At 27.8% G+C, this 19794-nt stretch carries 11 protein-coding genes; all 11 read right to left on the bottom strand.

The window, feature by feature from the left end; all coding sequences use genetic code 4:
* Positions 1 to 4: 4 nt before the first annotated feature.
* Positions 5 to 1243, bottom strand: coding sequence for a replication-associated recombination protein A (locus tag SAPIS_RS01915; protein ID WP_023789149.1), 1239 nt, complete (start codon positions 1241 to 1243; stop codon positions 5 to 7).
* 64 nt (positions 1244 to 1307) lie between these two features.
* Positions 1308 to 3689: an endopeptidase La gene (gene lon, locus SAPIS_RS01910; RefSeq protein ID WP_023789148.1), complete on the bottom strand. Its 2382-nt coding sequence runs from the start codon at positions 3687 to 3689 to the stop codon at positions 1308 to 1310.
* 102 nt (positions 3690 to 3791) lie between these two features.
* The gene (gene tig, locus SAPIS_RS01905; RefSeq protein WP_023789147.1) at positions 3792 to 5081 is read right to left on the bottom strand and encodes a trigger factor; all 1290 of its coding nucleotides are present in this window, start codon (positions 5079 to 5081) and stop codon (positions 3792 to 3794) included.
* 54 nt (positions 5082 to 5135) lie between these two features.
* Positions 5136 to 5669, bottom strand: a complete 534-nt coding sequence (locus SAPIS_RS01900) for a hypothetical protein (RefSeq protein ID WP_041612578.1) — start codon at positions 5667 to 5669, stop codon at positions 5136 to 5138.
* 131 nt (positions 5670 to 5800) lie between these two features.
* Entirely contained in the window at positions 5801 to 7156 is a 1356-nt protein-coding gene (locus SAPIS_RS01895; protein WP_023789145.1) for a hypothetical protein, read from the bottom strand.
* A gap of 88 nt (positions 7157 to 7244) precedes the next feature.
* Complete coding sequence (locus tag SAPIS_RS01890; protein ID WP_023789144.1) at positions 7245 to 8471, bottom strand: hypothetical protein; 1227 nt, start codon at positions 8469 to 8471, stop codon at positions 7245 to 7247.
* 202 nt (positions 8472 to 8673) lie between these two features.
* On the bottom strand, positions 8674 to 10482 hold the full coding sequence (locus SAPIS_RS01885; protein ID WP_023789143.1) for a hypothetical protein: 1809 nt from the start codon (positions 10480 to 10482) through the stop codon (positions 8674 to 8676).
* 207 nt (positions 10483 to 10689) lie between these two features.
* Positions 10690 to 12651 (bottom strand): hypothetical protein, encoded by a 1962-nt coding sequence (locus SAPIS_RS01880; RefSeq protein ID WP_023789142.1) that lies wholly within the window; start codon positions 12649 to 12651, stop codon positions 10690 to 10692.
* 9 nt (positions 12652 to 12660) lie between these two features.
* Positions 12661 to 17097 carry an ABC transporter permease gene (locus SAPIS_RS01875; RefSeq protein WP_023789141.1) on the bottom strand — a complete coding sequence of 1479 codons (4437 nt, stop codon included), beginning with the start codon at positions 17095 to 17097 and terminating at the stop codon, positions 12661 to 12663.
* Position 17098: 1 nt separating this feature from the next.
* Complete coding sequence (locus tag SAPIS_RS01870; protein ID WP_023789140.1) at positions 17099 to 19201, bottom strand: hypothetical protein; 2103 nt, start codon at positions 19199 to 19201, stop codon at positions 17099 to 17101.
* Between the two features lie 285 nt (positions 19202 to 19486).
* Positions 19487 to 19780: an MMB_0454 family protein gene (locus SAPIS_RS01865; RefSeq protein ID WP_023789139.1), complete on the bottom strand. Its 294-nt coding sequence runs from the start codon at positions 19778 to 19780 to the stop codon at positions 19487 to 19489.
* Positions 19781 to 19794: the final 14 nt, after the last annotated feature.

The following is a 19794-nucleotide window of genomic DNA, read 5'->3' as shown; positions in this document are numbered from 1 at the left end:
TTTATTATTTTTTATTAGTAAATTTATAATAAATTTCTTTTAATTTTTTCTCATAAGCTGAGTGTGGTTTGAATTTAAAATACTCACGGTTTTTTATTTCATTAGGAAGATATTGTTGTTCTACTCAATCATTTTCAAAATTATGAGGATATTTATACCCTAAACCATAACCTAGCTCTTTTGCGTTTTTATAACTAGTATCTCTTAAAAAATTAGGAATTGGTGGTGTATTACCTTTATCTACATCATCTAGTGCTTCATTAATGGCTAAATACGATGAGTTAGACTTTTCACTTAAAGCCATTTCAATAATAGCCATTCCCAAAACTAATCTTCCTTCTGGCATACCAACTTTTCTAAAAACCTCACATGCTTGGTAAACCCTAGTAGCTATAGCTGGATTTGCCAAACCAACATCTTCATAGGCAATAATTATCATTCTTCTCATCAAGGTTTCGTAGTCACCTAATTCCATAAGTCTAGATCAATAATGTAGTGCGGCATTAACATCACTTCCTCTTATTGATTTTTGTAGCGCACTCTTTAAATCGTGGAATTCATCACCAACACCACTACCTCTAATGTAAGACTTATTAAATATTGCATTTATAATTTCAACATCTATTTTTTGATCTTTGTATAAATTAAAGATGATTTCTATTGCATTAATAGCGACTCTTAAATCGCCATTTGCATAATTACACAAATGTTCAAATGCATCTTTTTCAAATTGCAAGTCTATATGGTTGTTCTTTAATATCTTTACTAAGCCATCTTGCATTTCTTCCAAAGTGATATTATTTAATTTCATTATAGTACATCTGCTTCGAATAGCTGGATTGATGACAAAAAAGGGATTTTCGGTCGTTGTTAAAAATACAGTAATCTCACGTGACTCAATAAACTCTAATAAAAAATCTTGGATGTTACGATTCATTCTATGTATTTCATCAATTAATAAAACTATTTTTTTGTTTTTTGAATTTTCCACAATTTTTAAAAGTTTATCTTTTTTGTCATTAGCAGCATTAAAACAAATATATTCTAAGTTCAAGTCATTAGCTAATGAGATAGCCATAGAGGTTTTTCCGATACCTGGTGGTCCATAAAAAATGATGTTAGTTATGAAATTTTTTTCTTTCATTTTATAAATTATTCCGTTTTTTTTATTTAATAAATGTGTCTGACCAACTATATTATCCAAAGAGTTTGGTCTCAACAAGAAACTAAGCGACTTAACCATATTTACCTCCATACACTATATGTATCATACCAAAATAAAAAAACCAATTTCTTGGTTTTTCTAATTAATGTGATGCTTCATCTGGTTTGTTTGAAATTGTTGCAATTGGTAATTCAGTTGTGAACTCTTTTGCTTTTACACCAAAAACGTGTTCATAAACTTGCTCATATTTTTCAACAGGAACAATTTCTAATTCATTTCTAACTTCCTCTGGAATATCATCTATATCCTTAGTGTTTTTAAATGGTATCAATATTTTTTTCAAACCACTTCTATGAGCAGAAATTGATTTTTCTCTTAATCCTCCAATTGGGAAAACTAATCCTCTTAGAGTTATTTCACCAGTCATACCAATATCTTTTGGAACCGGTTTATTTGTTAAGGCTGACACAATTGCTGATGTTATTGTAATACCAGCACTTGGTCCATCTTTTGGAACAGCTCCTTCTGGAACGTGGATATGGATATCGTTTTCTGTGAAAACTTCTTTAGGGATATCAAAGGCTTTATAATTTGCCTTTACAAAGTCATAAGCGATTGTTGCAGATTCCTTCATAACATCACCTAATTTACCAGTTAAAATTAATCCACCTTTACCAGGGAAATGATTTACTTCAATTGGAAGAATATCTCCCCCGAATTGAGTGTAAGCTAAACCAGTTACTACCCCAACTTGTGGTTGTTTTTCTTTTTCAGTGTGCTCAAATATTCGTTTTTTCAATAACTCGTTAACTACTTGAGGAGTTACTTCAAGTTTTTCTAGTTCTTTATTTAGCATTTTTACTACAAATTTTCTTGTAATAGAAGCGATTCATCTTTCCAATTGACGTACTCCTGCTTCACGAGTATAATGCTTGATTATTTCACTTAAACTTTCCTTAGTAAAGTTTAATTGCTCTTTTGTAACAGCATGATCATCTAATACTTTAGGTACCAAATATTCATCTGCTATTTTTAATTTTTCTATTTCTGTGTAACTAGATAACTCAATAATTTCCATTCTGTCGTAAAGAGCTTCAGGAATATTATCAGGATAGTTTGCTGTTGCAATAAATACAACATCACTTAAATCATATTCTTCTTCTAAATAGTGATCAGAGAATTTTGAGTTTTGTTCAGGGTCTAAAACTTCTAACATTGCAGAAGCAGGGTCACCTCTATAATCACTAGCCATTTTATCAATTTCATCTAGTAAGAAAACTGGGTTTTTAACTCCTGCTTTTTTCATACCTTGAATGATTCTACCTGGCATAGCACCTATATAAGTTTTTCTGTGCCCTCTTATTTCTGATTCGTCTTTAATACCACCTAAAGCAATCTTTACAAAACCTCTACCCATTGATTCAGCAATAGATTTTGCTAAACTTGTTTTACCAACACCCGGAGGTCCAACTAGAGTAATGATTTGTCCTTTAACTTTATTTGTATTTTGTTTAACAGCAAGATATTCGATAATTCTTTCTTTTACTTTTTCTAAACCGTAGTGGTATTTATCAAGTATGTTTCTCGCAAACTTCAAATCAGTTTTTTCTTCTGATTTTTCTCATCATGGAGTTTGCATCATTCAATCAATATATGACCTAATTATGTTAGCCTCACTAGAAGCTGCGGGAAGTCCCTCATAACGATCAATTTCTTGTAAAATTCTTTTTTTAATGTTTTCAGGAAATGGTTCATTATCAAGGCGTGAGCGATATTTTTTCATATCATCTCCTTCACCATCCATATCTCCTAATTCGTCTTTAATAGCCTTTAATTTTTCTCTTAAATAAAATTCTCTTTGTTGTTCATCAACTCTTGATTTTATTTTCTTGCTAATAGAAGTCTCGATGTCAGCAGATTGACGTTTTTCATCTAAAAAGTCATTAATAATTGTAATTCTCTTAACTGGGTCCAATTCTTCTAATATAGCTTGTTTTTTTTCTATTGGCATGAAAGGCATTAAATGTGCTGCACTATCAACTAAATAACTCGGATTTATGTGTGGACCAGTGTCTTTTAGTATGTCTTCCATTTCAGAAGGAAATTCATCTTGAGAAGTAATCATAACTTTGATATATTTTGTTATTTTATCTAATGCAGTTTTATCTTCGTTTTTGTTTAATTCTTTTTCCTCGTATTCTGCAGTGTAATAATCATTTAATTCGATTGATTTAATTTCTGTTCTTGAAATTGCTTTAATATTAACAGTTAAAGTACCATCTTTTCATTCTTTTTTAACGCTAACCTTCGCTAATACTCCAAATGTGAATAAATCTTCAATTTTAGGATCATCTTCAAGTGGTTTTTTTTGCGATACGATTAGGATTAGTCCTTCGTGATTAGCTACAGCTTCTTTAACCGCCAAGGTAGTTTTATCTCTACCAATTTCCAAAACTTGTTCAAATGTTGGATATACATAACTTCCACGTGTTACAAGTAACGGTAATTTTTTACTAATATTCATCTTTCTTCCTCCTATTTCGGTACAAAATTATATTATCACAAATTTTAGCACTTGCAAGGTTTAAGTGCTAAAAAATAAAAAAAATACATTTTTTTATGTATTTTATCCATTATTTTCATATAAGAAAGTAACTAATTTTTCTCTTATAATTTCTTCTTTAACTTGTTCTTCGGGTAAGATAACATTTTTGATGTAATCTAACTCAAGATTAAATTGACTTGCTAGCATTTGATACTTAGCATCTAGTTCTTCTTTAGTAGCTTCAAATTTTTCGGTATTACGCACTTTATCAGTTACTAAATAACTACAAATTTTACGTTTTGCATCATCAAATAATTCTTCTCTAATGTCAGCATCAGTTAAACCTGTTTGTTTTTTATAGTCTTTCATTGTAAGTTTTTGACTTAAAACTTTACTTTCAAACTCTTTAAATAAGTTATCAATTTCTTTGTCAACTACTGACTTTGGTAATTGAATATTTGATTTTTCAATGATTTTATCAATGATTTTATTTACAAAAGTATTCTTTTGAATATTAGTTTTTTGTTCTAAAATTTGTTTTTTGATACTATCTTCTAACTCTTTGTAAGTTTTAATGTTTGGTAGATTTAAATCCTTTGCCAACTCATCGTCTTTATTTGGTAGAATTCTTTCTTTGATAGATTTAATATTTAATTCAAATTCCGCTTCTTTACCAGATAATTCCTTTGTGTAGTCAACAGGGAAAGTTACTTTTATTTTTGTTTTACCTAACTTTTTACCAATCATAGCATCTTCAAAACCAGGAATCATATTACCAGAACCAATTATTAATTGGAAATCGGTACCTTTTCCACCTTTGAAACTTACTCCATCAATAAATCCTTCGAAGTCAAACTTTACATTGTCCCCTTTTTTGATTTTATCTTCTGGTCCTCTTTCTTTTTCCATAACAAATTTTTCTCTGTATTGATCGATTGCTTTTTCTAAGTCTTCATTTGTTACTTCAATTTTCTCTTTAACTAGGTCTTTTGATTTTAAACCTTTGTATTCACTAATCTCTATTTCTGGTCTTAAATCAAATACAAATTCAAGTTCACAAGAAGTTTCAGATACTTTTTTTGGTGTTGGAACCGGTGAATTAAAAGGTTGAATGTCAGTTTTTTGCTCTTTAGCAAAGTCTCAAGCCTTTGATAAAACTGATTGAACTGCTGCATTTAAGTACTTAACTGGTGTTAAATATTGTTCAATTTTCTCTTTGGGTGCTTTCCCAACTCTGAAACCAGGTATTTGAATTTTTGCTGCCGCTTTATTTTTACCTTTAGCAACTGCCTTTTTTCATTCTTCTCCATCAATTGTTACAGTTCATATACCTTGCACATTTTGTGCAGATTTTTTCGCACTAAATTTCATATTATTATTCTCCTTTATAATATTGACAAAATTAATTATATCAAAATAATACGATTATATAATAGTTTTAGCACCTAAGTTTAGCTCCGTTTTGTGAAGGTTTTCCTCTATATCAATAAGTTTTTCCTTGGTAGTTGCAATATAACTTGCATTTTCATCAACTACGGTTGTACGTATAAATAGAACCGCAATGTCACCAATTAACTTAAATAAAAAAGATATTCAGTTTTGAAACTCTATGTGAATTTCTTTTTTGATTTCTTCTGGTCCAAAATCTATATATAAGTTAATTAGTTCTATTAAATATTCTCATTCATTTAACTGAGCTCTAATCTTAAATCCAAAATCATTATCAACTTCTCTCGCTAAATTTAGAGACCCTAAATTCTTATCGATAGAGTTTAAATAATTTTTTGATAATAATTTATTATAAGATTTTTGATTTATTTCCATATCCTTTGATAATTGTTTGAATAATTTTTTAATATATTTTCCATGCTCGTTGCTTTTTATTAGATCATTAATATATGTGTTTAATTTTTCTTCGTAATTTGTTGTTTTCTTAAAGTTTTGAATAATAGAATGCAAGCAGCATCAACAACATAGTTCAATATCACATAAATCCGATAGAATCACGCAATTACAACTTTGAATATATTTTGTATCACAATTACAACATTCCATAACGCTCCTTTTAACTTTTCTTTGTTTGAAAGTTATTAACCTTTTATATTATAAAGAAAATTTAGTACTTGTAAAATATCTTTATCAGTATAATCGTGTAAGTTAGAGTTAATTTCTCTTAGTGTTTTGATTATTTCATTTTTATCATCAAATGTAAGGAGCTTTGATATTAGTGTCATATCAACCTCAGATAAAGTTTCTTTTGGTTTCATTAATAGATTATTTTCCAGTTCTTGTTGATAGTAAATTATCAATTTCGCTAGTTTATTGAAATATGTATAAAATATAGCCTCAAATAGCTCCAATTTAGTTTTTATTTGTGGTTTAGAATCCGTGTTATTCTTTTTTAGAATGACAAAGTATTCTTCTAATAAAGCATAGATTAAAATGGGTAAGTTCAGAATCAACTTTTTTTCATCCATAGGTATCATTTTATTAATTGTTTTATGATCTTGTGTTATTGCAATAAGCATATTTCTTAATGGTATCTTTCCAGTATCTATTTCCCATCCCCCATTTGATCTAATCATCTCTAATGTAGGACCTCAAATAGAAGTTGTTTCTGATTTAATAAGCTTAAAAATAAGAGTTGTAAAAAACACTCTGATAAGAGTGTCAATTGTAACACCAAAATTTCAATATCTTGCGTCGTCAGGTAGGAACTCTATGGAACTCACGATATTTTCGTATTTTAAGTAAATATCTATTGGTTGGCCTTGTAATAAATTTTTTAGTGCTATTGTTTCTTTAAACTTTTCGTATTTAATTAAGTTATAAGTTGTTTTTTCTAGATTATTATTGTCCATACTTGACATGAACTTGTTTATTGAATTTAACTCTTTGATCAAAATTTTATATTTACTATGATAATTTATTTCTTCATCTTCATTCATGTTTTTTAAGAGCGCTAATAAATTGTTTTTTAAATTTTCATCTTGTTTGAAATTATTATTATAGACCCACATTAAAAAATTTGATTCAATTAGTTTAATGGTTTTATTTCAATCAATGCTAGTTTTTTCAATTATAAATGTATTGTTAAGAGATTGATTATAAATTTTATTTAATTCTTTATTAACGTACTTATAATCTAAATAATAGTTTTTTGCTGGTTTTGTTAAATAATAATTTCGTAAAAGACTTTTAATATTGTCGGCAATTAAAATATCATCAGAAGCTTTTTTATAAGTTCAATTAAAATTTTCAAATGCATTAAAAACTTCTGCCTCAGTATTTAAGTTATTTTTATAAATAAAGCGATAAAACTCTTTAATGTCTAGTGTTATAAGTTCTTTTATAGATTTATCGTGATTAAAGGCTACTATCTCCGCTGAAAGATAACCAATAGTTTTATAAGCCAAGTTTATTGCTTCTGTTGCTGTATAAAACATAACTACCTCCAAGTTAGTATAATTATACATATATTTATGTGCTTCAAAATAAAAAAAGCAATTGTGTGCTTTTTTTGTGTATTTAATTTTAATCTTGTTTTTGACTTTCTTTAGTCTCGACTTTATTATTTGATTTATTAGGAGCAACTTTTTTAGGAACGCCCATTTTTTTGTCTACCTTTTTTTGTAGTTTCTTACGTTTTTTTCATAATTTCTTATGCATTTTAGGAGTTGTTTCTTTCAATCAACTTGTTATATTGGAAACATGGTATTTATTTTTTATTGAATTTCAAAAAATGTAGTATTTATTTATTGGATTAATTAATTCATCAATTGGGTATCTGTGGCCATAAAGACTATAGTCTTCAAGTACTAGTTCTTCAATTGTTGGTGTTTTATCGATTTCTTTTATTCAAGTTTCTTTAGAAGTTGTAGTTGGCTTATCACCAGATTTTTGATCTCTTGGATTACCGTAAAGTTCTTTTCACAACTTCTCTTTTTCTCTTTGTTCTTTTTCATAATCTCTTTCCACTGGAGTGAATTGATTATTCTTTGCAGCAAATAGCTTTTCTTCGTAACTCAAAGGCTTCTTATTATCATTTTTAGCTTTTGTTGTAGTACTTGAGGTTTTTTTCTCAACAGATTCAGCTTTATTATCTTTATTTAAAGTTTTTAGGTCGTTAGAAGAGTTTTTATCTTTTATATTGGAATTATTAACTTTATTCTTTTGAAGCTCTTCTCTTTTTTTCTGATTTTCTTTTCTTTTTTGTTCTGCAAGTTTTTTTGCAGCTTCTTTTTTAAGTAAAGCTTCTTTTTCTTTTTTTTGTTTTGCTAACTTTTCTTCTTTTTCGCGTTGTAGTTCACGTTCACGAGCTTCTCGCAACATTTTTTCTAATTTATCATTTATCTTTGGTATTTCAGGTTTATTAAGTTTTGCTTTTTCAGCTGCTAATTTTGCGGCTTTTTTACGTTCTTCGTCAACCTCTTTTTTTATTAGAACTTCTTGGATTTTTTTGATGTTTGATTTTTTTTCACTGAATTCCATTTTTCTCATTTCTAAGAGTAATCTGGTTCTTGTATCTAAGTGTTGGGTATCTTTAGATTTAATTTCAGCTTCTTCTTTAGAAATTAAGAATAAAATAAACTCCATAATTTCTGATCTAATTGCAGGTTCATATAACTCATACTCTTGCGCAAATAAAGCGATGGTTTGTGTAGTAAGTTTTTTCTCAATCAAACCTTTGATTCTTAATTTAGTTTTTTCTGTTATTAATGTGAAGTCCTTGGGACTACTTTTCTTATCAATGACTATCATACTTTTATACCTCGGTTAGTTCTTTCTTTTGTAAAGATAATTTAAAAATGATTTTTTTAGAATGTTGCCTTTAAATATATACTTCATTTTTAGATTAATATTATTCTAATTATAAACTAATAAAAAAATAATTACATTCTTGTTAATTTCATAAGTATGTTATAAAAAAATGGGTTTGTTTAAAACTTTTACCCATCTTTTTCTATTTAAGATTTTCGTTGAATTTTTTGCTAATTCTTTCAACTTTTTCTCTTCTTTTTCTTTCCTCAATTTGTAATAGTCTTTCTTCTTCATCATCTAATCTTGAAAGTTTCTTAGCTTTTTTAGCTAATTTTAATGATTCATCAAATAACTTTTCATCGTGAACTCTTGTAAAGTAAGCTTTCATTTTTAACTCAGTGTTTTTAATTAACTCTTGTTCACGTCTTATTTCAGCATCTATAGATGCGATTTCTGATCTATATTTAGCGTCTCGTTCTACTCTTCTATCACGTTCAAGTTTTAAGACGGTTGCAACTCTTTTTTCTTCAGATCTTCTCATTTGTCGCTCACGCATTAACTCAATAAGTTTTTGGCGTTCTTGCATCCTTCTTAATCGATCTGCTTTTTCAATTGCTTTTAAGTTTAACTCGTCACGTTTTTTAATTCTTCTTAATTCACGTTCCTCAGCAAGTCTTCTAGCACGCGCTACTATGTAACTGTTTGCTCTCTCAACTTTCATCATATTAATTCTATGACGTCTCTCGTTACGAAGTTCACGAAGATATTCAATTTTTTCAGTCATTTCATCAATAGCTTTACCTTCTCGTCTATTTGACTCAAGTAACTCTTGCATTGAAGGTCTTTTCATATAATCATAATTCATGTTGTAATGACCAATTGGTTTTATTTCGTGATAAGGTTTTGATGATTCACCTGTTTTGATATCAAAATTTTGTTTCCCATCAATAGAATTTCTTTCGGTATTAATAAAAACTTCAAATCCATCTTTTGGGATAATGTTTCTTTTATCAGGTTTTATAAGTTCATCCTTTTCATTATATGCGATAGGCTGATTTTTCTTTTTTAGTGTATGAATAGAATTTGGTTGAATTTCAGAATAGTTTTGAAAGAAATCAATTCCAAGTTCTAGTGCTGAGAGATCTTTTTCATTTTCATCTCTAATTGGTTCCACAGCTTCAATATTATTTCTAATGTTAAACTCTTCTCTTGACATATTTTCATTAGCAACATAACCATTAGCATTATTTTCAGTTACTTTTGACTCAGTTTTTGTCTCTTCTGATTTATTTTCACTATCTAAACTACCATTAACAAATGCTAATAAATTCGGATCTGGCTTAGCTTCTTGCGTCATTATCTCGGTCTCTTCATCAACAAATTTGTTTTCTTCGACATTTTGATTGTTTTTAAATGAATTATCCAAAATGCTTTCGGGCTCGATGATTTTTTCTTCTTCTTCAACTTGCATAGTTACATCATTTAAAATATTCTCGATTTCGTGTAAGTTTTTACCAGTTTTAGGAGTTGCTGTAAAATTGAATTGTTCACTAGTTACTTTTGATTGATAACCAGCTCTACTCATAATTTCTTCTTTTGTTAATCTTCCAGAATTGTTTGCTCCTGGAGAAAGTCTAGACATAAAGTCTTTTCTTTTTTCAGCAGGAGACGTAGCAAGTGGTTTAACATCTAGACGTTCTTTTCAACCAGAAATTCCATCTGTAGATTTTTTTTGACCTCTTGTATAATTTTCTCAAAAGAATTTAAACAGTCTGTTAAATTCAGCTTCTCATAGTTGTACCAAATTTATTTTTCTTGGATCTTCATCAGGTAAAGAATCAATTCTTTCAAATGAAGTTATTAATTTTTTATAACTCTCATCAGTTTGTAAATTATATTTATGAATAAGAGCTAAAGACTTTGGACTAAATGGTTGAAATATATATCCAAAACTTTCTACAGATTCTGAATTATTAGTTTTTTTTGATGCCGATTTTTTTGTTGCTGCCATGCCTTATTCCTCCTAATTATTTATAAACAATATTATTATACACTATTTTAGGTCGATTTTCCGTGTTAAGTTAGGTTTGAAGCTATAGCTTATTATATTATTTTATACTAAATGAATTCTTATAACCAACATAAATTGAACATAGTTATTTAAGTTTCTTTAATTTTAAAATAAAAAACTCTCTTTATAAAGAGAGTTTTTAAAGTTTTATTTTTTTCCATCTTCATCAGAGAAAATTAAATCAAAAGTAATATCATCTTTTGTCATTGTTGTGTATGATACTTCTCCATCTATCATGTAAGATACTTTAAATTGACAATTTCTAAATTTCAGTTTAAAACTATTGTATTTCTGGAAATCAGAAGTTGAAAGACCATAATTGGTTGGGACTCAGTTTTCATTTTCTTTTGAATAAAACAAGAAAGAATACTCTCCTTTTAATAATTCAACGTTAGAGTTATCTAAATCAGTTTGGGGAACTCCTAATGACACTAATATTTGTTTTAAACTTTTATTTAGTAGTGTAGACATTTTTAACTCAGGAATTATTTTGTTTAAAGCTTCATTAGCGGTTGACAAGACTTTTTCTCTAATTGTTCCTGCAAATGGTTTAATTATTCCTTTAATGAAATCACTTAGATCAGATTCATCGATTAATTTTATTGCATCGACATCTTCAATAAAGTTCACATTCATGTTAGGTGATAAAATTGAGTCTTCAATATTAGTAGCGCCTGATTTCTTAGGGGTGATTATAGAATTAAAGATGTTTAAAGCAATATTTGTAGGATTAAGAAGAACCTTATTTAATAAACTATCTAAGTAATCATTAATTATTTTGAATGTCTCAAGACCTTGTAATTTATATGAATATTCAAGTTTAAGGTACCAGTTTCCATTAACACCCCTTTTATTTTTATTAAAACCTATCAGTGCATTAAATAATAAACTATCAATATTTGTCTTAGCTCTTGCTACACTCAAATTATCTTCGTTATTTTTTTTATTTATAAGTTTTAATGCATCACTCATATCATTAAAAAAATAACTTATCATGTTATATACAAAATTATGACTTTTTTTATAATTATCGGTTGAAAATAAGTATTTCAATAGTTCACACATATTAGGTGCGGCACTAATTAGTACATTCATAAGACTCAAATTATTCTTTCCATTAGTATTTCCAATTTCTAGTTTCATATCTTCATTACCTAATGAAGATAAATCTAAACCAAGAGTATCTATCAGATTAATATTTAGAAGGTCTTTAATTTTTACTTTAGTTTTGTTATCCCCTTTTATATTAGGTATTTCGATCTCTTCAGGAAGGCCAAAAGATATCAATAGATCGCCTAATTTTTTAACAAATTGCTTCAAGTGGTCTTTGAATTCATTTTCGAAAGACTCATATTTATTTTTACCGGCCACAGAAGATGGATCAACTTCTGTTAAATTATTCAAATTCATATTAGAAATGCTTTTTATCGGTTTCATAATTTCATCCACCAATGGTATTTCGAATGATGACAATCTATCGAGTAACTCAATGAAACTATACAATGTTCCAAGAGTTATCTTAGTTACTGACCCACCAATATTGAAAGAAAATATAGCTAAATCAACTTTTGCCGAGTTGTAATTACCAACAGTCTCTAAACTATTACCATTTATTAGATTTATCATACTCATATAGATATCAAAATACCCAGTTGATCATTGGATTGAATTAGTTTTTAGGAGTGTATCTAAATAGTATAAATTAACTCTAGCTTTCCCATATTCAATTTTTATTTCTTTTTTTGTTGTACCATTTGCTTCATAACCTTTCATTATAGGCTTAGTGAATGAGTTATCTTCAACAATTTCTAAATGAAACTTATTATCTTCTAGAATAATTTTTTCTTTCAATTCCTCCAAAAGAGTTGCTTTTAAACCAGCTTCTGATACACCCTCTACTTTAGAATTGACAGTAAATAACTTAGAAGACTCAGCATTAAACTTGTCAACTACTTTTTTTGATGATTCCTTTATATAGCTTCCGTCATTTTTCTCATTTTCATCACCAAAGAGACCATTATAGTCATTTTTTGTACCACAACTAGTCACAATATTTAGTGGTGTAGCAATCAAAGTCATTGATGTAAAAAGTAATAATATTTTTTTCATAATTTCCTCCTAATTATTTATCTGCAACACTAATGTTGGATTAACCCTTGAAATTTGTCTATACCCAAATAGAACGGTAAACAAATAAATAGACATTACTATCACAATTACTAAAATTGGTCATAGATAATAAAAGTTAAATGGTATTACAATAAAGGAATTACTTGAAATTGCATTTATCACCGAGTAAATTGAGAACCAAGCAATCGCAAATCCAGTAAATATTGTGAATGTTAAAGGTGCTAAGTATAATCACAAAACTTGTCCAACTACGTATCTATTTGTATAACCTAGTACTTTCATAGTTGCAATAAATTGTGAGTTTTCGTTAATTATTAAAATAGTTGTTAAGAGAATTATAATTGTCGAAATGAATAATGATATAAAACTAAGAATGTAAGTCATCATTTCAAGTAAAATTCCAAGTTGGTCTAATTTTGCTTTTTGATCATTTAAGGAGATAGTTTCTAGAACACCGGGTTTCTGATAACCCTCTTTAAAACTTGATGTTTTAGTACCATCATTGTTATAGATGGTAGTTTCTTTTCCAATAAGTCCCTGAGTACTATAATCACCAAACTCTTGTGTTCTTGAAGTATTTATCCTTTCATCATTGAAACCGTTATTCAAAGTATACTTGTAATTGAAAACGGGGTATTGGTTTTTAAAGATTTTTCAAAGAATTGAAGCCCCTTCTTTATAACCGTTTTTGTCATTATAGTCTTCTGGTAAATTCAAGAAAGTTTTACAAAAGTCATCATAAGGATTTTTAGCGTCTGTGTTATAGATACCGTTTCTTCAAGAAATAACATTATCATCGAAATAAGTTAGTCAATTAATTCATTTTTCAGGAGTTAGATCTTCAAATATATCGATATTGTCAAAGTTTTTCAAAGCATCTTTTTTATATCATTCATTTATGAAGAAATTATTGAAAAAGAACTTTTCAGCTTCATCATATCCAAGGATTTTATTGGCATTTTCATTAGAAATTCATGATTTAGGTTCACCATATCCATCTTGTATACCAACTACAACAAATTTCTTTTGGCTACTTAATAGCGATGATTTTATATTTGATTTAGAAGCAGCTTCTTGTATTTCGGTTTGATTACTAATTTCAGATAGTGATTTTGGAGCTATACTTTTATCACTAATAGTTGCTGTTTTTATAGATTCATTAGTACTCCACCCAGTATCTGTCTCGTTATATGCATAATAATTTTTGTTATACTCTGTTAAATATTGATTATCACCATTCTTATTTTGAATACCCATTTTTACCGCTTCAAGTGAAATAGGTTCATTTGAATTATTTGTGATTAACTTTTGATTTATAGTTATTTCTAAATTATCTTTCACATTAACTGAGAGTTTTTTAGCAAAAGTTTGATTAACAATTATTGGTATGTACTCCTTATAATTATCATTAAGATTTTTAAATAAGTTTTCTTTGATGTCTCTATTTTGTGAATCTATTAGTGAGACTGCCTTAGTTGAAGGTTCTAAACCAAGAATATTTATATTATTTTTACTATTACCAACTTCAAAAACACCATGCAACATAGTTCCTAACTCGTCGTTTTCCTTATCAAAAGGAACAACATTATAGGTGATGTTGTAATCTTCATTTTTTAGAAGTGCTTTTTTCATATTGTCTTGAACTTGACTTGTTTCTTTTTGATATATAGATTGAATAAAAGAGGTTCCTATCTTACCTTCAAAATGAATTCAATATCAGAGTACCAAATATGTATTGATTTCTTGTAACTCATCGATATTTAGATTCTCAAAATCTGTATTTGAAATAGGTTTTCCCTGAAATGATAACTCACTAGTTTTTGAGGAGAAATCGTTTAAGAAATCTTTCAAGAGTTTTGTTCATTTAGTGTTTGCATTATCAATCAACAAACCAACATCTTCAGTAGATGCAAATTTGAATGGTGTTTTAACTTCCTTATTGATAACATCAAAATCGTCAATAGTCAGAATTTGAGTATTGTAATCAATTTTTTCTAGCAACTCTGCACTCAATGCGCCATCTTTTATAAAGTTAGAGTTAACTTTTAAAGGTAATGCATTTATGCTTTTTTTATAAAAGTTTATCAACTTTTGAGAAAGTGCAATACCTGCTAGTTTTTTATATTTTGGATCAATAGTATCTTTTACTTCATTTGATTTTTCATAAACAATATTCACTAATTCAGAATAGTCACTTCATTGATTAAGTATCGACGCTATTGCTTTATAAGGTCCAGGGAAATTATTAGAATCTGGTATAGAAATATTGTCCAAGAGTTCTAAATACCTGATTGATAAGTTTTTTCAGTTAGCGTAATTATTTTTTGATAATTCGTTTAACACCAGTTCAGAATCAGGGTTACTTTCAACAATTGGTATATTATATGAATAATAATTTCGACTAACATCACCAACTATTAAATCTTTTAATATTTTATTGAAATCATAAGTTGGTTTGCCTTCGATATCGATCAAAGGATAAGATGTTATATATTTTTGTTTTTTCTTATTTGACTCACTAAAGTCTTCAACAATATTCTTACCATTTAAATAACTTCAGTCATCTTTTTTGTTCGGGTTATATGTTTTCAAAAAAGTCGATGGGTTATTTGCAATTGGGTTTGTATATTCAACAATATCTTGATAATTTAAACCTTTAAATGATTCTTTTTTATTATTTGAAACTATTGTTGGTAACATTACAGAAAATGAAATCAAGATTGTCGAGATAAGTAGAATCAACGTTGAACCTAACACTTTAACCTTAGAACTAATCATTAGCGCAGCATGTAGTTTTGCGCTTTTACTTGATTTTTTATAGAATCCTTTATAAAACCTATCAAGTCAAGAAAGTTTTTGTGATGAATCTCCAACAAGTAAAACGATGGCTTTATTATTCAAAACAAGAAATGCGTTATAAAAAGAAATTAAAACCAAAATCACTATTGCCCCCAATAAGATTACTGGGGCATATTCGGCACAATAAGTAAATTTTCCATAACTTATATTGAAATAACTCGAAAAGGCATTTACAAATACTTCTTGGAGTCCAACCATCATTAAATAAGCAATTATAAAACCACCCAAAGCGACTATGATTGGTGTAATCAAGAAAAAATTTATTAGGTTCATATTGCTGCAACCCAAAGCTTTAAATGTTCCCATCTTACTTTTTGTATCTGCGAGTTGCTTTTTGATAAGTAAAACAGTAACAAACAAACAAACCAAACTAATAATAACCGTTGTAACAGTTGATAATACTTTATAAATATATAAAACATTATTCAAGATTGTTACTCTTGAGAAAAATTTATACGAAGGGTCTTTATTTGAATAAAAAAGTTTCAAATTGTCAGTTGAAATATTACCACTCTTAACTCATTGATTATTAAAAGCAGAAATTTGTTCAATGGTGTTTTTTTCTCTATCTATAAAAGAACCTGAAAAATATATTTCACGTTCACTTTCTGAGTTTGCAACTAGTTTAGCTTTTGAAAAATTATAACTATAAAGATAATATTCTTCTGAAATACTTTCCAAAGTTAATCCAAAAACTTCTGGAGATAGGTAGGCAATCATCTCCTTAGAATTATTGGGTAATGATTTTGTATTATTGATAGATGGATACACAAAATCAATTGATGAACCTGTTCCGATAACTTGGAATCACATTATACTTTTATAAACTGATTTTTCTATCCCATTTATAGGGTCATTTATATCCTTACCAATTCCGAATGGTAAATCATGAACATCTTTTTTCACCAATAATTGATTTCCATATTGGTCTGGTACTAATCTGATAATATCTCCTAAGAAAATATTGTTTTTCTTAGCAAATGTATCTTGAATTATTATTTGATGCAAAGCTAAACTTTTATCATTAGAGAAATTTTGACCTGAATAAACCACTAGTTTATCAACGTTTATATGCTCCTCTAACTCCTTTTGTTCATTAACTTTAACTATACTTGTTTTGGTAACACCCTTGATATTAAGTTCTGTCACACCATTCTTTATATTAGTAAATAGTCTACTTTCTGTTCTTGATCAATCAAAAAAGTTCTTACCTTTTATTTCACCTTCTTCAAACTTTTTACCTTTGTTAGATATTACATTTAATAAATACTGTTGATATAAATCTTGATTTGAGTAATTTAAAATTGTCTCCCCACCGATAATATCATTTTCGTTAAATGATATTTTAGGGCTTTTTTGAGAATCAACAATAAAATCTCTTAGATTAGATTGAGTTGATAAATTATGATAATTTTTTTCAATCCGTTGGTAAGCAACATTCATAAAAAGACAAGCAATTAAACTAATGGCTATTAAAAAACTAAGCCCAATTAATTGCAAGGGGTTTTTAAATGAGTTTTTAAAACCAGACTTGATTACTAGTCAACTTAAGTTAGATTTTTTCATATTAACTCATATCTATTGATTCGATAGTTATTTTATAACTAATATCGATATCATCACATGTAGTAAAGTCATCAAGTTGATTAGAAACAAGTACTTGAAACTTTATTTTTTCATTATTGTCAGACCCGTTTTCTTTTCAAAAATTAACTTTAAAAGTTGTTTTCAAATTTAATGAATCATAATTACTTGTACAAACACCGTACCAAGCTCTTTTTCTATACGGAATTTTTATTGGATTGAATTCTTGCATTTTGTATTCTTTTTTATTACCATTTATATCATTCAAAGGAACACTCAAAACTTCATTACGAGCTTGTTTATATTGATTAGTGTCTATTTGTTTTGAAGAATTTATTTTTTCAGTTTGAATTGAGTATTTAAATTTCAAGCTAGTTTTTTTAGCTAAACTTTTAACATCGTTTAATGTTAAAGGAAATTCATATTCACCAATGAAAGTTTGATCTCCGTCATCGTCGTTTCTATGACTTGAGCCTATAGTTGGTGAGGAAGAAATTCTTGATTTAGTTTTTGAGCTAGTACCTTGAGGAGTTGTATTTTTAAAATCAGAAAAATTATAGTTATCCTCTTTATAAAAGATTGTTACAAATTTAACAATAACTTCTCCAAAATATTTTAAGGAATTATCTAACGCTGATAGTTTTATTTCTGAATAAGTTGGATTACCTATATTAAGGTTATTTTCATCGAAGTTTTTACCATTCACATCTTTAATTTTGTTTATAATATCTTGTCTATTTCTTCAAAATACCTTATTAAGATTATCCCTTGGTATCATGTTTTTAATATCTTTTCTAATAATCTTGAAGTTCATTTTTTCGTTACCAGTCATATTTTTGATTCTTAGGTCAAATCTAGTGTTAATTTTAGAGTCTAACTTAGTAAATTTGTCTTTAACAATATTGGAAATATTTATATCAAAATCACTTTTCATGTATTTTAGTAACGGATTAGCTTGTTTTAAATTTGCCAAAATTTTATCTTTAGCGTTTGAATCATCATAGTCATCAATTCCACCAATATCAGTTGTTTTTAATATTCCGCTTAGTTTATTACATTTATAAACTACGTTTATTTTACCCTTTAAAGCGAAATCGGAAATATGAAATGTTGAGTTATCTAACTCGATTTCTTTTTCAAGAACTAAACTCTTGTTTTTTTCTTGTAGATATTTATCTAATAAAGGATTTTTTTCTTTTAGTTTACTTAAAATTGTTGATTCATCAACTTTATCCACTTCTCCTATATTAGTTACCGGGATAATAGCTGCTATATCATCAATTGAATAATTAATTACTGATTTAGAACCCTTTTCGAAAGTTATGTCTTTTAAGTACAAAGAAACATTATTTAAAGTTTTTGAGTCTTGGTTTAACATTACTTGGTTTTTATAGTTTTTAAGAATTTCATTTTTTTCAATTACTTTACTAATGATCACATTATCATCCAAGCTACCAATACTTGATTCCAATGTTCTTTCTAAAATAACACCATCCAATGAAGTTGGTTTAAAATCTATATTTACTTTGTCACTGTAACCTTTTGCAGATAACACACCTTCATATATATTAGATAGTTCTAGACTTAAATCTTGATTTATATCTACATTTCTTAAGTTTTTATTCATTTTAATTAGTTTATTAAATATGGTTTCTGACTTGATGTTTTCTACACTTCCAATAGATGAAACGTTGATTATTTTTTTAAGAGAAGAACATCTAAACTTTATATTAATAAAGCCAGAGTAGTTTTTTATAGTTATTTTTCCGCTATTTAAAGTCATTGAGTTCAAATATACTTTCTCTTTTACTCCCGGATTTGCTTTCTTAAAGCTAGTTAAGATCTCTTCTTCACTAAAATCACTTATCAAACCAATATCAGTATACAATTTAAGGTCTTGTATTTTTTGATAACCTTGGTTGCTTTCTTCTAATTCCTTTGATTTCTCATCTTCTTTTTCTGAATCAGGTGTGATATTTTCGTTTTTGAAATTATTGTCTGTTGTATTAGCAACATAAATACAAGGTGTGACAGCTGCAGAAGAAGAGAATGTCATCATGCTTATAAATAATAATAGCTTTTTCATAAATAAACTCCTTTAAATATTGATATTCAATTTATAACCTTACAAATGAATGATTACCTTGAATCTAACAAATATCAGTAACTAATCTTATTGATAACTACATGTTTAATTACCAAACAAAGTAGTCTTGATTAGTTAACCTTTTCAGTAATCTACTTCATTACCTTTGTTATAGTGAATTTAAAGACTAAAATCAACTCTTTTGGAGATTTGTATTTTTCTTTTATAAAATAAAAATTTTTTAGAAAAGAAAAAAAACAAGCTAAGCTTGTTTTAAATAGAAAATTAACGTTTTATATAGGCAAAAGCCACGTTTTTAGGTCTTATTGATAAAGTTTTATCCATTGAGTCAAATATTAGGGAGCTTAACTTTTTCTCACTTGTTGATAATTTGTCAATTGAGTCTGTGTAAATTTTTACTAAAATGAACAATATATTATCGTAATGCAAGTTAACACGAGCTTCTACTTTAACTGGAGTGTTTACATTATTCGTTACAACATACTCAATAATTTTTTTAAGTATTTTTTCATCTATTTCAAGATTTCCTCTTGTATTTCTTTCCATTACAATATACATCAATTTTACCCCTT

Source organism: Spiroplasma apis B31, assembly GCF_000500935.1.
In the GTDB taxonomy this organism is placed as follows: Bacteria; Bacillota_I; Bacilli_A; order Mycoplasmatales; family Mycoplasmataceae; genus Spiroplasma_A; species Spiroplasma_A apis.
Note: the sequence above shows the minus strand (reverse complement) of the source record. Positions and strands in the feature narration are given on the sequence as shown.